This window comes from Actinoalloteichus sp. AHMU CJ021 (assembly GCF_002895405.1).
In the GTDB taxonomy this organism is placed as follows: Bacteria; Actinomycetota; Actinomycetes; order Mycobacteriales; family Pseudonocardiaceae; genus Actinoalloteichus_B; species Actinoalloteichus_B caeruleus.
Genome location: NZ_CP025990.1, coordinates 6,708,643 through 6,729,733, shown reverse-complemented (window position 1 = coordinate 6,729,733; position 21,091 = coordinate 6,708,643). Strand labels below are relative to the sequence as shown.

Below are 21,091 nucleotides of genomic sequence, written 5' to 3'. Positions count from 1 at the left end.
CATGCGGAGGAGATCCCTCGAATTAGGGGCGAGGGGAGCCCCCCATCCCCTGAAGGAGGAATGGTGCGCTAGGAACGGGTGGTGGTAGATGGCCGCGTTGGCCCGGCAGCCCGCGCGAAGCCCATCACCGGAGACGATCGAGGTGATTGGTGAGAGAAGGCTTATGGGTCGGAGAGTCGCGACCGTGATCGGAAGAAGGCACCACCTCCAGGTCCTCACCGCGCTGGTGGACACCGCCGAGAACTTCGGTTCGTCGCTGCTGCTCCGTGGCGACACCGGCGCCGGGAAGACCACCCTCGTCGAGACCGCCCGTCGGGTGTGGACGAGACAGGGGGCACGTGTGCTCACGGTCGACACAGCCCAGCCCAGCCAGCCGCTCACCTTGGACCTCGTGATCGAATCCCTACGTGACCAGCTGGATCATGTCACAGACCCCGAGTTCGCGGAGCGGGTAGCGGCGGCCGCGCGGATGCGGGACCGACTCCGCCATTCGACGGAGCCCCAGCTGTTGGCGCTGGTCCACACGATCAGTGTCGCGCTGAGCCGACTCGTCGCGATCCAGCGGACCGTGCTGGTGGTCGACGACGCGCACCGGGTGAGTTCCGTCACCAGGCCCGCCTTCGCCCTCCTCCTCCAGAACGCCAGGGCCGCCGGGTGCGCCGTCGTCGTCACCACCGGCCTCCGAAGCGCCGGATGTTCCTTCCTCCACCAGCTCGTGGCCACCGCCGACGACATCCTCGACGTCGAGCCGCTGGACGGGGAGGACGCCCACCAACTGCTGGCCCGCGCGCTGCCCGTGGACCAGGTCGCCGTCGACCCCGGCCTGGAGGGTGCGCTGCGCACCGCGCTGGGCGGGCTCTACGGCAACCCGGGGACCGTGCTGACCACCGTCCGTTCCCTCGCCGAGGGTGGGCGACTGCGGATGATCGACGACCACCTCTGCCTGGTGCGGCCCGAGGAGACCATCCGCCTCGACGAGGACCACGAACTGACCACCCGCGTCCGCGCCGCCGGCGCGGACGCCGAGGCGCTGGCCGCCACCGCGGCCACCGTTCCCGGACTCCGGGTGGACGACCTGCCGGTGATCAGCGAGGTCATCGGTACGGACCTCGACTCGGCCGGGCACGCGCTGGACCGTCTCGTCGGCGACGGTGTGCTCCGGTTGGACGCGGCGGGACGGCTGGCCTTCCCCGTGCCGGCGCTCGCGGCGACGCTGCGCTGGCGCGGCGGACCCGAGGCCGCCCGCGAACGGCACCGGTCCTTCGCGGAGGTCCTCCGCCGCCGGTCCCGCCGTGGCATCGCCGTCGACCGGGCGCGACTGGCGGACCACGTCGCCGCGGCCGGCCCGGCGCTACCGTGGCCCGACGCGGCCGACCTGCTGGTGACCGAGGCCGACTCCCGGCGGAACAGCCAACCGCTGTCGGCGATGACGTGGTACGCGGCCGCCCTGCGCCGGCTCACCGCCACCGACCCCCGGTGGTGGCACGTCTTCCGGTGGGTGACCCGCCTCCAGTTCGGACTGGGGCACTACGACGCCGTGTCCTCCACCACCCGGGCCGCGCTGCCCCTGCTGCGCGGCCTGGTGGGGGCCAGCACCGGGAGCGGCGACCGGGTGGCGCGGCCGGGCGCCTCCGGCGGGGCCGACGACCTGTTCGACATCTCGATCCGGTGGCTCTTCGCCGCCATGCAGCAGCAGCGCGTCGACGACGTGGACGAGGTGTTGTCCCTCCTGGAGGAGGTGTGGGGTGACACGTCCTGGGGGCCGCGCATCGCCCGGTCCTGCGCGCTGATGCTGCGTGGACGGCTCCAGGCCGCCGTCGAGGTCGAACGGCGGGCCCTGCGCACCAGCGGGGAACTCGCCGGGGACCACGGGACCGGGGAGCTCGTCATCACCGGCCTGGAGGCGATGGCCTTGACCACCGCGCTGGCCGGCGACCGCCGTTCCTTCGAATGGGCGTGGGGTCGCCTGCGGGAGGACAGGGGAGCGGACGGTCAGGACGTGCCGACCCGGGACCACCTGCGGGACTCCGCCCTCCTCGTCGACTACACCACGGCCTTCGGCCTGGTCCTCGGCGACCGGTACGCGCCGCCGGTCGACGGACCGCTGCCCGGCTACCAACTGCTCCTCTCCCACTACTGGTCAGGCGAGTGGGACGCCGCGCTGTCACTGGCGAGGAGCCTGGAGGCGGCCGCGGACGGCGAGGACACCCCACCCCTGCACCTCGTCCGCGTGTTCGCCGCCGAGATGTGCTCGGAACGCGGCGAGTTCGACCGGGCCTGGGCCTGGCTGGAACGGATCCCCGCCACGACGGTCTGCGGCCACTACCTGGCCTGGGTCCGGTGTGGTCTGCTGCACCGGACCGGGGACACCGTGGCCGCCGACGTCGTCGGGTGGCAGAACTACCACCGCCACCGGCGGGCTGGATACCTGGCGTTGGCCCCGTTGCTCACCCGGCTGACGGACCAGGCCAGTCGCCAGGGCGACGAGGACGGTGCCCGGCGCGGGCTCGCCGAGCTGGAACGGCTCGACGACGAGGTCGGCTCGCCCGGGAGCAGGCAGTCGGTGCTGCTGATGCGCGGCCTGGTGGAGGGGGACGTGGCGGCCCTCGACGAGGGCCTGCGGATGGCGCGGGCACGGGGCGACCAGCCGTCGGTGGCTCGGGCCCTGCTCATCAAGGCGGGCGCCGCGCCCGACCAACGTCGGTGGCTGCGGGAGTTCCACCAGGTGTGCGAGCGGCTGCACGGCGACGGCGGCCGGGGCCACCTGGTCGAACTGATGCGGGGCATGGGTCTGTCGCCGGTCCGGGTCCGCGCCCGCCGCCCCGACTTCTCCGACCTCGAGCTGCGCATCATCGACCTCGTGAGCGACGGGCGGACCAACCGGCAGATCGCGGTGACCGTCGGCGTCAGCGAGAAGACCGTGGAGAGCCGGCTGACCAGGTTGTTCTCCCGCACGGGGTGCCGCTCCCGTACCGAACTGGCGGCGGCCAGGATCGAGGGCCGCCTGTCCGGCGGCCCCGACCCCCGCACCGACCACCCGTCCACACCACGGCTTGGAGAGGCAGTACCCACATGACCGGGCAGCTCATCAGTGTCTCGGCGGTCGAGCCCGGACAGCACCGGTCGCTCGCCGGTGCCCTGGCCACCGCGCCCGACGGCGCCGTCATCAGCGTCGGCCCCGGCCGGTACACGGAGGCACTGGTCGTCACCCGGCAGGTGACGATCACGGCGGAGGACGGCCCCGGCACGGTCGAGATCCTCTCCGAGACGGGAACACCGCTGAACCTGCTCGCCCCGGTCACCCTCTCCGGCCTCACCGTCCGCTCCACCGACCAGGAGGCCCCCGCCCTCATCAGCCAGGAAGGGCGGAGCACCATCACGGAATGCGAGATCAGCGCCCAGGGCTGGGCCGCCCTGGTCGCGCACGAACGCGGCGCCGTGAACCTGGCGGACAGCCGGGTGACCAACCCCGGTGGCGCCGGTGTCGTCATCACCGCATCCGTGCGCAGCCAACTGCGCCAGTGCCGTTTCGAGGACCTGGGCACCTCGGCCGTCGTCGTCGCCCAACGCGGGCGGCTCTCCGTGTCCGGGTGCCACATCGCCAGGGTCGCCGGCAACGGGATCTGCCTCAACGGTGACGCGAGCGTCGCCGTCAGCGACACCGTGATCGCCGGCGCGGCCAAACCGGCGGTCGCCGTCGAGGAGGGGGCCAGCGCGGACCTGCGCCGGGTCACCGTCCGCGAGTCGGAGGGCGTCGGCTTCTACCTGGCGACCACCGGCTCCGTCAGCGTGGACGACTGCCAGGCCGAGCGGACGGCCGAGGGCCTGCTCGTCTCCCAGCGCACCACCGCCACGCTCAGCCAGTTCCGGGTGTCCAACGCCCGGGAGCACGGCCTCCGCGCCGCCGGCCAGTCGACCCTGACCGTGCGGGGCTGCGTCATCACCGACGTGGGCGGCGCCGGGGTGCTGCTCACCGACGGCTCCACCCTGGACGCGGAGGAACTGGTGGTGTCCACCCCGGCCGGTGCCGGGGTCGGCGTGCACGCCGAGGGGACCACGGCGAGCCTGACCCGGCTGCGAGTGCGCGACTCCGGCGGCAACGCCGTCGAGGTGGTCGAGGGCGCCACCGCCGAACTCACCCGCATGGAGGTCGAACGCTGCGGCGCCGCCGCCGTCCTGGTCGCGGAGAACGCGAAGGTCGGTGTCGACGGCGGCAGCGTCCAGGGCGCCAGGACGTCGGGGCTGGCCGTCACCAAGGGCGGCACCGCCGCGTTCACGGGCTGCGACGTCTACGGGTCCGGTGGGGACGGCGTGTTCGTCGGCAAGGGAGGCCGGGTGGTGATGAGCGGCTCCCGGAGCCGGGGCAGCGGCGGCCACGGGGTGCAGGTCACCGCCGAGGGCAGCGCGGAACTGACCGGCTGCGAGTTCACCGACAACGGCAGCGACGGCGTCCACGTCCAGACCGCCGAGCCCGTCACGGTCCGGGACTGCGTCACCCGGGGCAACACCGGAGCCGGGCTCCGCCGGTTGTTGGCCGACGCGCGGCTCACGGTCACCTCGCTGACCAGCGAGCGCAACGGGTTCCCCGACGCCTACCTGACCGCGGGAGAGGGCGGCGCGGCCGCCGCCCCCGCACCGGGGGCAGCCAGCCAGCCGGCCCACGCCGAGACCGCCAACGGGAACGGGGGTGACAGCCTCAGCGCTCCCCTCGCCGAACTCCACGGCCTGGTCGGCCTGGAAGGCGTCAAGCGGGACGTGACCGGCCTGGTCAACCTGAACCGGATGGCGAAACGCCGGCAGGAGGCGGGCCTCTCGGTTCCCCCGATGAGCCGCCACCTCGTCTTCGCCGGTGCCCCGGGAACCGGCAAGACCACGGTGGGCCGGCTCTACGGCGCGATCCTCGCCGAACTCGGCGTGCTCACCTCGGGGCACCTCGTCGAGGTCGCCAGGGCCGACCTGGTCGCCCAGATCATCGGTGGCACCGCGATCAAGACGACCGAGGCGTTCACCAAGGCGCTGGGCGGCGTCCTCTTCATCGACGAGGCCTACACGCTCAGCGCGCAGAGCGGCGGAACCGGCCCGGACTTCGGCCGCGAGGCCATCGACACCATCGTGAAGCTGATGGAGGACCACCGCAGCGAGGTCGTCGTCATCGTCGCCGGCTACTCGAAGGAGATGCGGGAGTTCCTCGCCTCCAACCCGGGGCTGGAGTCCCGGTTCACCCGCACCATCGAGTTCGAGAACTACGACGCCGACGAGATGGTCACGATCATCCGCCAGCAGTGCGAACGGCACGACTACCAGCTCGACCACGACGCGGCGGTGGTGCTCCGCGACTACTTCGAGGTGCTGCCCAAGGACGCCACCTTCGGCAACGGTCGCACCGCCCGCAAGACCTTCGAGCACATGGTGGACCGGCAGGCTTCCCGGTTGGCGGTCACCTCGGACGCCTCGACCTCCGACCTGACCAAGCTGACCGTGGCGGACCTGGACTTCCTGAAGCCCGCCGGTCAGCCCGTCACGTGACGTCCCGCCGCAGCGGCACCGCGACCGCGAGGGCGGCCGCGACGATCGCGTAGCCGGCGAGCACGAGGGCGCCCAGCGGCGCGGACAGCAGGGTGCTGGACGAGCCGCTGGTCTGCTCGGCGATGGCGTCGGCGAGGTAGGTGAACCCGGTCAGTGACGCCGTCGCCCCACCCGGGAGGTAGGGGTAGACGGCGTTGATGCCGGGCACTGCCAGCAGCACCAGCTCCACCATGTAGAGGTAGCCGACCACGGCGGCCAACGCCGCGATCTGGTTGCGGATGAGCGCGCCGAACCCGACTCCGATGACCATGAACGCGGCCATCGCCAACGCCAGGCGAACCAGCAGCTCCGCCACCGTCGCACCCGGGAGCCCGAGGGTGATGTCCCGTGCCGCCGCCCCGCCGTACAGCGCCGCCCCGGCCGTGCCCGCCACGATCGCGCCGTAGCAGAGCCCGGCGACCGCGAAGGTGATCAGCTTCGCCACCAGGACCCGCCACCGACGGGGTTCGAACAGGAAGGTGAAGGAGATGGTGCGGTGCCGGTACTCGGAGGTCACGGCGAGCGTGCCGAGCGCTGCCGGCACGAACACGGTGAAGGACAACATGCCGAGGAGGCTGCGGACCCCCTCCTCGGTGTCCAGCCCCGGCATCGGAGGATCGAAGTTCTCCGGCCCCAACAGGGTCAACCCGCCGATCATGACGCCGCCGCAGACGAGGGCGCCGATGAGTGCTCCGAGCCAGAGCCGCGAGGACAGCAGACGCGTGGTTTCCGCGATGATCAGCCGGTTCACCGGACACTCTCCCTGGGGTCCGAGGTCAGTCGCAGGAAGACCTGTTCGAGGGTGGATCGTTCTGGTGTCAACTCGTGCACCCGGAGCCGGTGGTCGGCGGCGAGGTCCGCGATCTGGGCGGTGGTGAGTCCCTCGACCCGGAGCGCACCGGCTTCGAGCCGCTCGACCGAGGTGGCGCGCGTCCCCTGGACGGACTCCGCGCGCAACGCCTCGGCAAGGCGTTCGTCGTCCGGTGAGCGGACGACGACGGCCGCCGTCGCGGCCGAGGACAGTTCGGCCATGGTTCCGGAGGCCACCAGTTCCCCCCGGCGCACCACGACGACCTCGTCCACGACCTGCTCGACCTCGCTGAGCACGTGGCTTGACACCAGGACGGTGCGCCCCTGGTCGGCGAGGCCCTTCAGGAAGGAGCGCAACCAGGCGATGCCCTCCGGGTCGAGCCCGTTGCTGGGCTCGTCCAGCAGCAGCACTCGCGCGTCCCCGAGGAGCGCCGTGGCCAGGTTCAACCGCTGCCGCATGCCCGTGGAGAAGCCCCGCGTCCTCCTGTCGGCGAACTCGCCGATGCCCAGCTGGTGGATGACCTCGTCGACGCGGTCGAGCGGGTAGCCACCCATCCGGCAGTACACGGCGAGGTGGTCGCGGGCGACGTGGCCCGGGTGGAAACTGGACGAGTCGAGGACCGCGCCGACGGTGCGGGAAGGGTGCGGCAGGTCCGCGTAGGGGCGGCCGCCGATGGTCGCGGTGCCCGAGGTCGGGGTGACCAGGCCGAGGATCATCCTCATGGTGGTCGTCTTCCCGGCCCCGTTCGGGCCGAGGAATCCGGTGACCACCCCTGGTTCGACGGTGAAGCTCAGGTCGTTGACCGCTGTGACGGAGCCGAAGCGTTTGGTCAGCTTGTCGACCTGGATCCGGAATTCGTCGTGCCTGGTCATCGGGTCGCCCCCCGTCGACGTTCGATGTCGTCGGCGACCGAGGCGGCGTCGGAGATGCTGACCATCACCTCGTCGATCTTCAGGCCGGCGTCGTACTTGTCCAGGATGATCCGCAGCGCCGGGGTGCCCCTGCGGACCGAGACGAGTTGCTGGACCCCGGTCCCGGTTCCCCACAGGCCGACCTTCATCACCCCGGTCACGAACATCCCCGCGCGGCGCGCCCCCTGCGTGGCCAGGGACTTCTCGAGGACCGCGACCTCCTTGACGGCGGAGAGCGGGATCGTCACCTTCTGTCGGGCCACCAGTGGGATCTCGGTGGCGTTGAACCTGACGACGATCTCGTCGTCCGAGACGGTCACGGAAGCCATGCTCGTCTCCTTTCCTGGGTCTGGCGCCGTGACGACGCCTTGTTCGGCGTGGGGTGCGGCGGGGTCAGCGTTCCGGCCCGCCGCCGGGTTGGGGGAGGGGTTCAGCTGATCGCGTGACGGTCGGCAGGTGCTCTTGTTGTCCTGTCCTGGCACCCGCCTCGGCTACCCTTCGTGCGTGGGCGCGTCGTCGGTGGTCGGTGGAGGGTTCGCGTTCCGGTCGTCCCAGGTGAGAGGGGTAGGCCGTGTGGGCCGCGTCCAAGTCCCTCGCGCCGGTGCTGACGGGTGCTGGCCCGCGCGGTGCCGGTGCCGCGCTGTGCCGTGCTGGTGCGGGTTCCGATGTCCAGTGCGGACCAGTCACCTCGGCGCCGACGGTGGCGCCTGTTCCCGCGCCGATCGCCCGGCCTTGCATGCTCTCCACCCCCAGCTGACTTTTTGTTCTATGAGATGTATACCAGCTAGAGTGATGCTGTGCACCTGAGTATCGACCTTGACAGCGAAGTCCCGATCTACCAGCAGATTCGGGACCGACTGGTGGAGGCCGTCGCCGATGGCCACCTGGGTGAGGGGGCGGCCCTGCCCTCCACGCGACAGCTCGCGAGCGACCTCGCGATCAATTTCCACACGGTCAACAAGGCGTATGACCTGCTCCGACGAGAAGGTGTCATCAGGGTCAACCGCAAGAGCGGGGCGGTCGTCCGACGGGACAGCCGCTCCGGCCCCGCGGATCCCCAGTTCGTGGAGGAGTGGCAACGGCGACTGCGGACCCTGCTCGCCGAGGCGGAGGTCCTGGGACTGAGCCAGGCCGAGGTGATCGAGCGTTGTTCCACCGTGCAGCGGTCCTTCGGACAGGCCAGGTCGGACACCCCACCCCGGTGAGCTCGGCCGTACCGCACGGCGGGTGGGCACGATCGGGGCGGTGACGCGCACCGGTGCGCCCGAGGCGCGGCCGGGACTGGGGCGGAAGGTGCACGCCCCGACCCGGAGAACGGTGCGGACGGCACGACCGGTACCGCGCGCCTCGACGCCGGCCCGCCGAGATGGCCCGCGTGAACGGACACGCGGCGGCGTTTCCGTGCCCACCGGCGGATCAGACGCCCGCGCGGTGCTAGACCCCGCCCGGCGCGTGGGAATGGCGCCGGGACCGGACGAGGAGTGACAACAGCGGCCCGGTCATCGCGGTCGTCACCACCGCCATGACCACCAGCACCAGGAACAGGCCAGGCGACAGGATGCCGGCCGCGTAACCAGCCTGGAGCACCACGATCTCGGTCAGTCCCCGCGTGTTCATCAGAACCCCGAAGGTGAGCGCATCAGCAGCGGGGAGGCGAGCCAACCGCGCCCCGAGGTACCCGCCGCCGATCTTGCCCAGCAGCGCCAGCCCGACCGCGAGCACGGTGGTACCCACGGGGAAGCCGCTCCCCGGACCGGTGAAGAGGTCCAGACCAGCGACGACGAAGAACACCGGGACAACGGTCCTGCCGGCCGCGGCCAGCCGACCAACGACCCGGTTCCACCCGCCGCCGTGGGGGACCGCGACACCGACGAGGAAGGCACCGACCACCGCGGTGAGCCCCCAATGCTCCAACAGCATCGCCGTCCCCAGCGCCACCAGGGCGAGGAGGACCGAGGACCACGTGGTGAACCGTGCCGCCCACGCCGACGCCCGCCCGGACCTCAACAGCGCCCGGCACCCCAGGGCAGTGGGGATGCCGACGGCCATGATCAGCGTCGATACCAGCGCACCACTCACCCCGCCCGCGGTCAGTCCGACGGCGACAGCGAGGAGCACCCACGCCACCACGTCGGTGACCACGGCCGCCGACAGGGCGAGGTCACCGACCAGGGTGCCGTTCATCCGCCGGTCGACCAGGATCCTGGCCAGTACCGGCACGGCGGTCACCGCCATGGCAGTCGCCACGAACAGCAGGAACGCCGACAGGGGAGCGTCGCCCCGGAGGTCGGCGTCACCGGTGGACGACACCCACCAAACCAGCAGCGAACCGGTCACCAACGCGGGGACAAGCGAGCCCGCGGTGGCCCACCCCACCGAGCCGGCCCGCAGTCCCCCTTCCTTCCTGCCCAGTTCGTGGACGATGCTGACCAGGAACAGCACCAGTCCAACCGTTCCGACCAGGTGCAGCACCTCCGCCACCGGACCCGGTAGCACGAGGTCGACGGCTCCCTGTCCCGCTACGGCGCCGATCACGGGAACGACCAGCAGACCAGCGGTGATCTCACCGATGACGCTGGGTTGGTGGAGCAGCGCGGCCAACCGGCGACCGAGAGCGGCCAACAGCAGGACCGCCGCCAGCGCGGCCGACACGTGCGACAACCGAACGAGCAGGTCCCAGACCGCCATCGGTAGATCTCCAGTCTCCGTGGAACGGGAACGTGAGCGGCGGGCACGGGGTCACGGCCGCACCGGCCACCCCGCACCAGCCCGCGCTGGCCGGCACCGCGGCGTCGGGGCACCGAGGCACGGCGCTCAGGTGGGCCCGGCGAGCACCGGCCAGGCCTCGTACCGGCGCAGACCGTAGAGCAGTGGCCGGCGCTCCGGTTCGCAGTGCACCGCCAGCACGTCACCCAGCACGACGACGTGGTCGCCCACCTGGTGGGTGCTGTGCACCGAGCAGTCCGCCACCGAGTCCGCGTCCCCCACGAGGTGGGGGCCGCCGGAACCGACCCCCACCGCCCAGCGGACCCGGCTGAAGCGGTCCGGGTCCCCCGACGCGAAGAGCTCGGCAACCGGCCGCGCCCTCGCCGACAGGAAGTTCACCGCGAAGGACCCCCGTTCGACCACGGTCGCCAGGGTCGGGCTCGCGGCCCGGAGGCAGACCAGGAGCACCGGAGGGTCGAGGGAGACGCTGCACACGGACGAGCAGGTCATCCCCGCCGGGGATCCCTCGGAGCCGGAGGTGACCACGGCGACCCCGGAGGGGAACCCGGACATCAGGGTCCGGAACGCATCCCTGTCCACCCCCTGCCGCCCGGGCAGGCCGGGCAGGCCGGACGAGGACATCGGCAGCGGCGGCGCGTCAGTCACGATGGGCTCCCTCTCGGCTCGGCTGGCGGCGCCATCTGTCGGCGGCACGGGTCAGTGGATCTGGGCGAAGTACTCGTACTGGCTGGGCAGCCGCTCCACCAGATCCTTGGCCTGGTGCTGGAGGAGCCGCATCTCCTTGCGTGCCGCGGTGTCATCCATGTGCGCCAGCGCGGGGGGCGCGCTCAGTGGGATGCCCCCGAGCCCCATCAACATGGAGACGTAGGAGTAGGCCTCGAAGCCGTGGTAGTGCGGGTAGATGTTCTCCGCGTCGGGCAGCTTGGTCCGCCACTGCTCGAGCCGTTCCCCCAGCCCGTCCGGGATGACGCGGGTCTTGGCGTCCCGCCAGTACTCGTTGTCGGCGCGCGCCGCCGCGCGGTAGTGGAGCACCAGGAACTCCCGCACGCCGTCCATCGCGTGGTTCACGGCGCGGTTGAACGAGGTCCGCAGTTGGGGGGACCAGTTCTGGTCGGGGAAGTGCTTGACCAGGTTCTCGATGTTGTTCTGGATGAAGAAGATGCCCGTCGACTCCAACGGCTCGACGAAACCGCTGGAGAGCCCGACCGCGACGCAGTTGTTGACCCACGAGTTGCGGCTGCGGCCGATCCGCATCCGGATGTGGTTCGCCTCCAACCCGTCGGCCTCCGGCCCGACGAACTCCCGCAGGTTGCGCTCGGCCTCCTCCGGCGAGCAGTAGTCGCTCGCGTACACGTACCCGGTGCCGATCCGGTCGAACAGCGGGATCGTCCAGATCCACCCGGCGTCCATCGCGCTGGCGGTGGTGCAGGGCCGCAGCCCCTTCGTCGCCACGTCCACCGGAACCCTCAACGCCACCGCGCTGTCGTTGGGCAGGGTATCCTGGTACGACTCGAACGGCTCGCCCATGGCCTTGCCGAGCAGCAGGCTCCGGAATCCGGTGCAGTCGATGAACAGGTCACCGTGCACGTCACCCCGCTCCTTGGTCCGGACGTGGCTTATCCAGCCCCGCTCGTCGAGCACCACGTCCTCGACGTGGTCCACGACGTGGCGGACTCCCCGGTCCGTGCCGTACTCGGTCAGGTAGTCCGCGAGCAGCGCCGCGTCGAAGTGGTACGCGTACGGGAACTGGGTGCTCTGCTCGGACAACGTGGTGCGGTACATCCGCCCGCCGGACTCCAGGTCCAACTCCGGCTCGAACAGGCGGTGGTCCAGGAACCGGGGGGACTTCTTGGCGTCCGCGAGGGAGGAGACGAGGAAGACGTCCTTGTCGAAGCGATCCGAGACCGGCTCGTGGAGCCACCAGTCGCTGAGGGGGAAGCCGTCCACCACCCGCAGCCGTTCGAACGGGTGGTAGAAGTGGTGGCCCTTCTCCCGCCAGTTCTCGAAGCGGATGCCCAGCTTGTACGTCGCGTTGCACCGAGGCATCCAGTCCGTCTCCCGGAGACCCAGGTAGTCGAAGAACTGCTGAACGGTGCTGAAGGTCGCCTCGCCCACCCCGATCGTGCTGACACGGGGGGATTCGACGACGGTCACGTCGATGCGGTCGGCGAAGGCGGCCTTCAGGTAGGACGCCGACATCCAGCCGGCCGTTCCTCCGCCCACGATCACGACGCTCCTGAGCATCTGCTTGTCCTTTCGTTGTCGGAATCCGTGTTCCTGAGGTCGTCATCCGCCAACGCGCAATTTCGAGGCGGCGCGAGTGATCACTGCTCAATGCGGAACGCGTGCCTGCCCAGGCTGGGGCGGCAGGAGAATCCGAGACGGTCAACCCGTTTCTGTTGGTGGACAGTATTGCCAGGGGTGGTGCGGCCGGCAACCCTGTTGAGTGTGGCTTAAAATGCCGTGGTCACCATGGGATACGTCGCCGCGAGCGAGTGCCGGGGTTCGGCTCCCGAAATTGCTCGAGTGTCGGCTTTCAGTGATCGGAACGTCGCTATCCGTGTCAATTCCCTGGTCGTGCCATCCCTCGCCGAACCGCTTCTGGTCACGTTCGCACCCCGGCTGGCGAATTTGTGGAGAAGTAGCGGAAAAGGAGGGGAGTGCGGCGGAAACCGCCGTGGTGGACCGGTGCCGGCGGCGTTTGCGGGTGGTCGCGGCAGCCGAGGCGCCCACCGGTCGGGCCCCGGGCGAAGGTAGTCCGGGGAGAGCGCGGAGGTCTGTTGGGAAGCGGCCCAGCCGGACACGATCACCTGCGGGTCACGGACCGGAACCGGGCACCCGCCTCCTGGCGCGCACGGGGGTGGCTGCCGCCCACGCGGGGGAGCCGGCACCGCGTCCACCAGTCCTGGAGCGCCACGTCGGACACCGTTCCCGAGACCGGCCGCCAACGTCGAACGGGGTGGTGCACCGGCGAGAACCGGTGCACCACCCCGTCTTCCGACCGGCCGCGATGGACGCGTACCGGCCCGAGGCGTCAGGCCTTGGTGGCCTTGAACAGGCGGCCCGTCGGGAAGCGGTGCGGCAGGCACTCGACCGACGAGAAGCCCGCGTCGGACAGCTTGGCGGTCCACTCCTCCTCGGTGAGGAGACGACGACGCATGAACTGCTTGTGGTAGTAGCTCACGATTGCGCTGAACCGCCGCTCCCGCGTGTTCTTCACGTACGGCACGGCGTCGGTGATCGCCATCATGCCACCCGACCGCAGGCCCTCCCGGCAGTTGGCGAGCACGGCGTCGGCGACCTGCTCCTCGTCGGGCATCATGTCGTGGAAGACGAAGCCCGCGTGCACCACGTCAGCACCCTGCACCGGCGTGGGGTCCTCAGCGACCGACTGGATCGGTGCCTCGATGACGGTGAGCCGGTCGGCCACGCCAGCGCGCTCGGCCGCCAGGACGGCCTCCTCGCAGGACGGGCCGTCCAGGTCCAGTGCCACCGCCGTGGTCTCCGGAAGCTGGAGCATGATCTCGATCAGCAGCCGGGCGGTGCCGGCACCCAGGTCAACGACCCGGGAGGGACGGGCGTCGAGGATCGTCTGCAGGGCGACCGGGTAGAAGCCCTTCGACCCCATCCACTCCGAGGACACCGCGACCTGCCGGCCGTCCCGGGGGTACTTCGCCCTCGAGTCCAGCGGAGCGCGCAGGAACTCCACGGCGTTGTTCACGAACGGGCGGTTGGCGTTCATCGCCCAGGACAGGTAGCCCGCCTCGTACTGGATCTGGTCGAAGTCGTCGGCGACCCGGAGGCTGCCCTCCTCGCTGGACGAGTCCACCATGATGCCGGCGGAGGACATCGCCTCCAGGTAGTTGGCCACGCCCTCCTCGGGGAGGTCCAGCTCGGCCGCCAACTTCGCGGCGGTGACGCTCTGCCCCTGGTCGATGTAGGGAAGCAGACCGAGGCGGTCCCCGATCTCGAGCAGGGCCGCCGCGCCTGCCGCGTCGGCCGCGGTCTCCCGGAGGCTCGCCGCGTTGCTGGTCTGTGCCTGGTCAGCGGTAGACATCTCTTGTTTCCTTTCGCGGGCGGACCCGGGACGTGACCGGGGCTTTCCCTCGGGTTGGTGCGGTTATCGGTGGGCGTCGCGTCTCCACGGCACGTGCTTCCCGGGAGGCGACGAGGTGATCAGCCGACCGGCAGGACCCAGCCGTGCCGGTCGGGGACCAGTCCGTGTTGGATGTCGAGCAGTGCGGTTCGCAGCCGGGTGGCGATCGGTCCCGGACGTCCCCCGTTGACCGCCCAGTCACCGGACGCGGAGCGGACGGTCCCGACGGGCGTCACCACGGCGGCCGTACCGCAGGCGAAGACCTCGCGCAGTGAGCCGTCGCCCGCCCACCCGCGCCACTCCGCCACGCTGACCGGTTCCTCGGACGTGGGGTAGCCGAGATCCCTGGCGATCGTGATCAGCGAGTCCCGGGTCATGCCCGGCAGGATCGTGCCGCCCAGCGGGGGCGTCAGCAGGCGGGGCGAGTCCTCGGGGCCCACGGCGAAGAACAGGTTCATCCCGCCCATCTCCTCGACCCAGCGCCGCTCCACCGCGTCCAACCACACGACCTGGTCGCAGCCCCGGTCCCTCGCCTGCTCCTGCGCGAGCAGGCTCGCGGCGTAGTTGCCGGGAGTCTTGGCCTCGCCGGTGCCACCCGGTGCGGCCCGCACGTAGTCCTCGCAGATCCAGACGGTCCTGGGCCGGAGTTCGCCGGGGAAGAAGTTGTCGGTGACGAAGGCGATCAGCAGGAAGAGGTATTCACGGGCCGGGCGCAGGTCCAGGTCCGCCTCGGTCGCCATCAGGACCGGGCGCAGGTAGAGGCTCTTGCCGACCTCGCTGGGCACCCAGTCCCGGTCGGCGCGCACCAGTTCCACCAGGGCGTCGGTGAACAGCTCCGTTGGCATCTCCGGCATCGCCAGCCTGGCCGCCGACCGCTGGAGGCGTCTGGCCGCCGCGTCGGGGCGGAAGATCCCGACCTCACCGTCGGCGAGCGAGTACGCCTTCAGCCCCTCGAACACGATCTGCCCGTAGTGCACCCCCACCGTCGCCGGATCGATCTCCAGGCCGCGGTACGGGCTGACCCGGGCGTCGTGCCAGCCGGTGCCCTCGGTCCACCGGATCGTCACCATGTGTTCGGTGAGCACCCGGCCGAACCCCGGACTGCGCATGCGCTCGTCCCGAGCGGCCGCGTCGAGGCGCTCGGCCGGGGGCACGTGGGCGGTCTCGAACGGCAGGGACACGGGGGCGGGGGTCGGTGTTGGCTGGTTCATCTGTCTCCCAGGACGAGTGGGCGTCGAGGCGGGCCGACGCGGGAGGTGGCGGTTCCGCTCGGGTGAGAGCCGACGGGGGCGCTCACCGGGGGGCGGGGTGGTCGTGGAACCCCTTCCCCGCCTTGCGCCCCAGGGCGCCCTGCCCGACCAGGTCGTCGAGCAGGCGGCAGGGGGTGAACCGGTCGTCGCCGGTGTGCTCCAGGAGCACCAGGAGCGAGTCGCGGATCGTGTCGAGGCCAATCAGGTCGGCGGTGCGGAGCGGGCCCATCGGATGCCCGAAGCACTCCCGGAAGATCTGGTCGACGGCGTCGGCGTCGGCGGTACCCTCCTCGACGACGCGGGCCGCCTCGTTGACCGTCAACATCAACACCCGGTTCGACACGAACCCCGGGGCGTCTCCCACCACCACGCCGCTCTTGCCGAGGCTCGCCAGCAGAGCCAGGGCGCGATCCACAGTAGGCTGGGAGGTCGTGGGGGCCCGCACCACTTCCACCGTCGGCTTCAGCGGAGCGGGGTTCATGAAGTGCATGCCGATCATGCGGTCGGCCCGCCCGGTGAACGAAGCCAGGCGCGTGACCGGGATCGCCGAGGTGCAGGATGCGAACACCGTCGGGGGCGGGCACACCTCGTCGAGGCCGGCCAGCACCGCCCTCTTCACCGGAACGCGTTCGAAGGCGCACTCGATGACGAACCCGGCGCCCGAGAGATCGGCCAACCGGTCGGTCCATACGACCTCGCCAGTCGCGTCCGCTGGCCGCGACCGCCCCGCACCGGATCCGGCCAACAGCCGCGTCCGCAGTGCGTCCCGCAGTCTCCGCGGCCCGGCCGCCAACGCGCCCGGGTCGTCGTCGACCACCACGACCGGGTAGCCGGCCTCGGCGAGGCACTGGGTGATCCCCACGCCCATCGTGCCCGCTCCGACGACCCCCACCACGCCGGGCGGCCGCTCCGCGTCGTCGTTCCGTTCACTCATGTCCCGACCTCCACCACGAGGGCGACCTCGTCCCCGGCTGGGCCGAGCACCTCGTCTGGCCACCAGTGCCGCACCGTTCCCGCCATGTCAGAGCGCTCCTCCGCCGTCCGGCCTGGCCGAGGAACGCAGGAGGTGGTCGCCGATGCGCACCTCCGAAACCTCGTCGGCACCCTCGATGATCTGCATGATCTTGGCGTCGCGGAAGAACCTGCCGGCCACGGAGTCACCGGCGCACCCGGCGGCTCCGAGCAGCTGCACTGCCGTCCCGCTGGCGGTCGCGGCGGCGCGCGCCGCCGCGTACTTGGCCGTCACCGTGGCCACCAGCGCCTCCGGGGTCCGCTCGTCCCGCGACGTCGTCGCTCGTTCGCACAACGCCCTGGCCGAGGCGACCGCGACCGCCGCCCGACCCAGCATCGCCCGGACCACCGGGTTCTCCCGCAACAGGACCCCGCCCTGGTCACGCCCGGCGACCCGCTCCACAGCCGCCCGCAGACAGGCGTCAGCCATGCCGACACACCCCCAGGCCACCGTGAACCTCCCGTGGTCCAACGCCGTGGCCACCACGTGGGACAGGCCGAACCCCGCCGGCGCGACCTGGTTGGCCACCGGGACCCGCACGCTGTCGAGGACGAGGTCGGCCAGCCGCGCCGAACGCATCCCCAACGGATCCCGGATCGGCACCCGCTCGAGACCCGCCCGGTCGGCCTCCACCAACACCGTCACCGGGCCGGCCGCTGTGGTCCCGAGAACCAGGAGGACATCCGCCGAGGAGCCGAAGGTCACCCACACCTTGCGGCCGCTGATGACCAACTCGTCGCCGTCCCGTTCCACTGTGGTGGACACCGCGCCCAGCTCCGTGCCGGCCTCCGGCTCGGTGGCTGCGAAACCGGCCACCAGCTCACCGGAGACGAGTCGGGGAATCCAGTGGTCCCGCTGCTCGGCCGTTCCCCAACGCAGCAGCGCCGCGAGCACCATCTCCTGCACCGTCAGCAGCCCGCGAGCGCCGGTGCAACCGCGCCCCAGGCGTTCGGCGAGCGCGCCGAGGTCGCGGGCGGAACCGTCGTCGCCGCCGTGCACCGCTGGCACGGCGACACCGAACGCCCCGCATCGCGCCAGCGCGTCGACCGCCTCCCGGGGGAACGTGCCGAGCCTGTCCCGGTCCGGGGCACCGGTCAGCACCTGCTCCAGGACGTTGTCCGGATTCATCTCATCCCCAAGTCGTGAACCGCCCGACGGGTGTCCCTACTCCGACGACTGCCGCTCCGTCACGCCGTCCGCCGTCCCGGAAGTCGGGTCCAGTTTCCGCCGCACGAAACCCACTACGCGCGCGATTGTCCGGAAGTTGTCGAGATCGAGGTCCTCGACCTCCACGGTGATGCCGAAACTCCGCTCGACATACGTGACCAACTCCAGCGCCAGGAGTGAGTTCAGGTAACCGAGGCTGAAATAGTCCTCATCGGCCTCGATGGCGCGGTCAACACCCGCGGTTGAGAAGAAAACGCGCACTGTGGACGTAATCTCAGCCGTGGAAAGCCGTTCCTTTTCGTTCTCGATCACTCCGGGTGCCCCTTTGCTGGGAAACTGTGCTGCACGCTAGCAGCGGTACCCGCGCGGAACGAGGACCTTTGGCCGTCCGTGAAACGTCCTGTTGGTGTGGAACAGCTGGTACCACGCGCCGCGACGGTGAGGTAAACATGGCGTGGAAAGTGGGGTAATCCTCCCGTTCCACGCGGTGGGCGCGGCACGGCTGAGGGTTCATGGAGGTGAGGGCAATGCCGTTCGCGGTCACCGCCGGGACGCCGCCGGGAGCGGGTCGGGACTCCTCGACGCCACGACACCGCGGGGGAGACGCTCGTGACCGGTGACCAGCACGCCCAACGGCCACCCGTCACCCTCGGGCCCCTCGGTACCTGGTTCCCCGGCACCAGCGTCGAGGTGACGGACCTCCCCGAGCTGGCGGACCTGCCGCCCGCCCGCCGGCAGCACGCGCTCTCGCTCGGCATCGACCGGGTCCACGACGCCGGAGACCTCAGCGAGGTCGATCTCGCCGAACGCGCCGCCCGCGACGCGCTCACCCGCACCGGGATCGGCCCCGACCAGGTGGACGTGCTGCTCTACGTGCAGGGCAGGGCACCGGAGTACCTGCTGTCCTCGGAGGCCACCCGCCTCCAGGCGAGGCTCGGCACGCATGCGGCGTTGACCGTCGGTGTCGGCGAACTCGGCTGCGTCTCGGTGTCGGCGGCGTTCACCCTGGCTGCCGCCCTCCTGCGGGGGGATCCACGACACCGGCGCGTGCTGGTGGTCACCGCCGGGAAGGCCGCCACCACCGCCCGGTACCGCGCACCCATGACGATCCTCGGCGACGGCGCGGCCGCCGTCGTGGTCTCGCGCGAGACCACCGGGCGGTACCACCTCGTCGACCACGAACTCCGCAGCGACGGCAGGTACTCGGACCTGTTCCGCATCAACTACCGCGACCGCCCACAACCCCAGTGGGCCGAGGAGTGCGCCGACGAAGCCACCTACTCCTTCCGGCTCGCCGTCGAGAGCCGGAACCGCTTCACCGAGACCAACGCCGCGGTCCTCGACCGCAACGGCATCCCCGTGAGCGCCCTGGGGGCCGTCCTCATGCAGAACCTCGCCGTCGGTGCTTTCCGGTTCTGGGAGGAAGCGCTGGACCTCCCGATCGACCCGGTGTGCGCGGACAACCTCGCCGGACACGGTCACCTGGGTTCCCTCGACGTCCTGCTCAACCTGGAGGCCAAGGCCGCCTCGCTCGCCCCCGGCACGCCGGTCCTCGTCATGAACAGCAGCCCGGTGGCCGCCTGGAGCTCGGCCCTGTTCCGGCGTGCGGTCGACTCCGACCAGCGGGAAGCGGGTCTCCGGTGACCGGACGACCCCCCACCGGCCCTCCTGCACTGCGCCGCGTCCTCGACCATCTCACCCGGCTGCCCGAGCTGCCCGCGGTGGTGTGCGGGTCGACGACCCTCAGCTACCGGGAACTGGGGAACCTCTCCGCCGCGCTGGCCTGCAGGCTGTGGGAGGTCGGCGTCCGACCAGGACACACCGTCGTCCTGCGGCTCCCGCAGAGCGCCGAGGCGGTGGCGGCCGTGCTGGCCGTGCTGCGGATCGGCGCCTGCGCCGCCACCGTCGCACCCACCCAACCCACCGCCCAGCTCCAAGCGATCGCGGCGGCCACCAGGATCACCGCGGTCGTCCACTCCGGTGGCGACGACCCCCTCCCCACCGCAGGGCTCGACCCGGCCGCGACGAGTGCCGTCACGCTCGTCGACCTCGACCAGGTACCGGACTCCGCCCCAGCCGTCCCCGAGCCGGTGCTACCCGCCGCCGCGCCCGCCTACCTGGTGCTCACCTCGGGAACCAGCGGCATCCCCAAAGCGGTCGTGCTCCGCTGGACCGAGTTCGACGCCTACGTGACATCGAAAGACGGGCCGGCCACCCACGGGCGGCTGATCCTGGCCTGCTGCCGGCTGTCCTGGGACGCCGGCATCGGGTACCTCATCAAGGCCCTCGCCGAGGGAACCACGATCGCGCTGCCCGACGAGTCCCAGCTCCGCGACGCCGAGGCGACCGCCGAGCTCGCCGAGCGGGTCCGCGCGGAGGTGATCTTCTCCCCGACCTCCTACCACGAGCTGCTGCTCGACCACGCGGACCTGATCGGCCAGCACGCTCGCGTCGTCCTCCTCGGAGGGGAGGAACTCACGGCGGGACTGGCACGCCGACACCTCGACAGGCTGCCCCACGTCGAACTGTGGAACGGCTACGGCCCGGCCGAGACGACCGTCATGGTCTCCAGCCACCACGTCACCACGGCCACCGTCGACGCGGCCAACCGGGGTGGAGCCCCGATCCCGATAGGACACGGGGGGAACGGGGGCACCACCAGGCTCCTCGACCCCCGGCTCAACCCCACGCCCCCCGGTGAGACGGGCGAGCTCTACCTGGGCGGAGCACAGGTGGCCCTGGGCTACCTCGGTCAGCCCTCGTTGACCGCCGCCCGGTTCGTCGCCGACCCCATGGGCTCGCCGGGAGCGCGGATGTACCGGACCGGGGACCTCGCGGTGCGGGACGCCGGTACCGGCGACCTGGTCTTCCGCGGCAGGACCGACCGTCAGATCAAGCTCCGAGGAGCCAGGGTCGAACTGGCCGGTGTGGAAGCCGTCCTCAACCGTCACCCCAGCGTCCGCACCGCGGTCGTCCTGCCCGTCACCGGCGACGCCGGCACCGAACTGGTCGCCTGGTGCGTCCCCGACGAAGCCCACCCCGGGGAGATCGTGCCCGCCGACCTGCGACGGCACTGCGCCGACCTGCTCGTCGAACAGGCGGTGCCCAGCAGGTTCCTCCCCCTGGCCTCGGTTCCGCTGACCTCCAACGGCAAGACCGACGGCGCCGCGCTCCGAGCCCAGCTCGCGACCCCGACACCGGAGGACCCACCCGCCTCGCCGTCCGGGGAGGACCAGGGCCACCCGGACGAGGAGGAGACCGGCCGGTCCCGGGTGCGCCGCCTGGTCACCGAACACTGGGCCGCGGTCCTCGGCCACCGCGACTTCCGCACCACCGACGACTTCTTCCGCCTCGGCGGCAACTCCCGCCGGGTCGTCGACCTGCACCTGCGCCTCCAACAGGACTGGCCGGACGCCGTCCGGGTGGGCGAGCTGTTCGACCTCGTCACCATCGACCTGCTGACGGACGCCATCGCCGAACGCATCGGCGAGGAGGCTCCGCCCACCCCCGACCAGCGACCCACCTCGGTAGAGCTCTGAGCGCCACTGGAAG

Annotated in this window: 16 protein-coding genes; 5 read left to right on the top strand and 11 right to left on the bottom strand. The window is 71.3% G+C overall.

Translation table 11 applies throughout. The features are described 5' to 3' along the window. The first annotated feature begins 184 nt into the window (after window positions 1–184). Window positions 185–3,076 carry an AAA family ATPase gene (locus tag C1701_RS26700; RefSeq protein ID WP_162183681.1) on the top strand — a complete coding sequence of 964 codons (2,892 nt, stop codon included), beginning with the start codon at window positions 185–187 and terminating at the stop codon, window positions 3,074–3,076. Then, entirely contained in the window at window positions 3,073–5,526 is a 2,454-nt protein-coding gene (locus tag C1701_RS26695; protein WP_026420315.1) for a right-handed parallel beta-helix repeat-containing protein, read from the top strand. Before C1701_RS26700 ends, C1701_RS26695 begins: the two co-directional genes overlap by 4 nt. Here C1701_RS26695 and C1701_RS26690 read toward each other — a convergent pair. The 3 genes from C1701_RS26690 to C1701_RS26680 are packed head-to-tail and all read right to left on the bottom strand — an operon-like array spanning window position 5,519 to window position 7,616. After that, complete coding sequence (locus tag C1701_RS26690; protein ID WP_103056893.1) at window positions 5,519–6,316, bottom strand: ABC transporter permease; 798 nt, start codon at window positions 6,314–6,316, stop codon at window positions 5,519–5,521. The two genes, C1701_RS26695 and C1701_RS26690, sit on opposite strands and share 8 nt — an antisense overlap. After that, a complete protein-coding gene (locus C1701_RS26685) occupies window positions 6,313–7,248 on the bottom strand; it encodes an ABC transporter ATP-binding protein (RefSeq protein ID WP_103056892.1) in 936 nt (311 codons plus the stop codon). The genes C1701_RS26690 and C1701_RS26685 overlap by 4 nt, the downstream gene beginning before the upstream one ends. After that, window positions 7,245–7,616, bottom strand: coding sequence for a hypothetical protein (locus tag C1701_RS26680; RefSeq protein ID WP_016697890.1), 372 nt, complete (start codon window positions 7,614–7,616; stop codon window positions 7,245–7,247). The genes C1701_RS26685 and C1701_RS26680 overlap by 4 nt, the downstream gene beginning before the upstream one ends. A 468-nt stretch (window positions 7,617–8,084) precedes the next feature. Here C1701_RS26680 and C1701_RS26675 point away from each other — a divergent pair, with 468 nt between their 5' ends. Continuing rightward, complete coding sequence (locus tag C1701_RS26675; protein ID WP_103056891.1) at window positions 8,085–8,492, top strand: GntR family transcriptional regulator; 408 nt, start codon at window positions 8,085–8,087, stop codon at window positions 8,490–8,492. A gap of 229 nt (window positions 8,493–8,721) precedes the next feature. On the opposite strand, the gene C1701_RS26670 is transcribed toward C1701_RS26675, so the two are convergent. The 8 genes from C1701_RS26670 to C1701_RS26630 all read right to left on the bottom strand — a co-directional run bounded on the left by C1701_RS26670 (window position 8,722) and on the right by C1701_RS26630 (window position 17,851). Next, window positions 8,722–9,975 (bottom strand): cation:proton antiporter, encoded by a 1,254-nt coding sequence (locus C1701_RS26670; RefSeq protein ID WP_103056890.1) that lies wholly within the window; start codon window positions 9,973–9,975, stop codon window positions 8,722–8,724. Between the two features lie 126 nt (window positions 9,976–10,101). After that, on the bottom strand, window positions 10,102–10,659 hold the full coding sequence (locus tag C1701_RS26665) for a flavin reductase family protein (RefSeq protein ID WP_016697893.1): 558 nt from the start codon (window positions 10,657–10,659) through the stop codon (window positions 10,102–10,104). Between the two features lie 51 nt (window positions 10,660–10,710). After that, on the bottom strand, window positions 10,711–12,258 hold the full coding sequence (locus C1701_RS26660; protein WP_103056889.1) for a tryptophan halogenase family protein: 1,548 nt from the start codon (window positions 12,256–12,258) through the stop codon (window positions 10,711–10,713). A 790-nt stretch (window positions 12,259–13,048) separates the two neighbouring features. Next, window positions 13,049–14,071: a class I SAM-dependent methyltransferase gene (locus C1701_RS26650; protein WP_103056887.1), complete on the bottom strand. Its 1,023-nt coding sequence runs from the start codon at window positions 14,069–14,071 to the stop codon at window positions 13,049–13,051. A 119-nt stretch (window positions 14,072–14,190) separates the two neighbouring features. Further along, window positions 14,191–15,321 carry a branched-chain amino acid aminotransferase gene (locus C1701_RS26645; RefSeq protein ID WP_337662019.1) on the bottom strand — a complete coding sequence of 377 codons (1,131 nt, stop codon included), beginning with the start codon at window positions 15,319–15,321 and terminating at the stop codon, window positions 14,191–14,193. Between the two features lie 82 nt (window positions 15,322–15,403). After that, complete coding sequence (locus C1701_RS26640; protein ID WP_103056885.1) at window positions 15,404–16,294, bottom strand: 3-hydroxyacyl-CoA dehydrogenase family protein; 891 nt, start codon at window positions 16,292–16,294, stop codon at window positions 15,404–15,406. Window positions 16,295–16,381: 87 nt separating this feature from the next. Then, window positions 16,382–17,500 carry an acyl-CoA dehydrogenase family protein gene (locus C1701_RS26635; protein ID WP_103056884.1) on the bottom strand — a complete coding sequence of 373 codons (1,119 nt, stop codon included), beginning with the start codon at window positions 17,498–17,500 and terminating at the stop codon, window positions 16,382–16,384. Between the two features lie 36 nt (window positions 17,501–17,536). After that, window positions 17,537–17,851 carry an acyl carrier protein gene (locus tag C1701_RS26630; RefSeq protein WP_337662018.1) on the bottom strand — a complete coding sequence of 105 codons (315 nt, stop codon included), beginning with the start codon at window positions 17,849–17,851 and terminating at the stop codon, window positions 17,537–17,539. 297 nt (window positions 17,852–18,148) lie between these two features. Between C1701_RS26630 and C1701_RS26625 the strand changes: the two genes are divergently transcribed. Both C1701_RS26625 and C1701_RS26620 read left to right on the top strand, forming a co-directional pair. Continuing rightward, window positions 18,149–19,183, top strand: coding sequence for a hypothetical protein (locus C1701_RS26625; RefSeq protein WP_016697450.1), 1,035 nt, complete (start codon window positions 18,149–18,151; stop codon window positions 19,181–19,183). After that, window positions 19,180–21,078, top strand: coding sequence for a non-ribosomal peptide synthetase (locus tag C1701_RS26620; RefSeq protein ID WP_337662017.1), 1,899 nt, complete (start codon window positions 19,180–19,182; stop codon window positions 21,076–21,078). The genes C1701_RS26625 and C1701_RS26620 overlap by 4 nt, the downstream gene beginning before the upstream one ends. The last annotated feature ends 13 nt before the right edge of the window (window positions 21,079–21,091 follow it).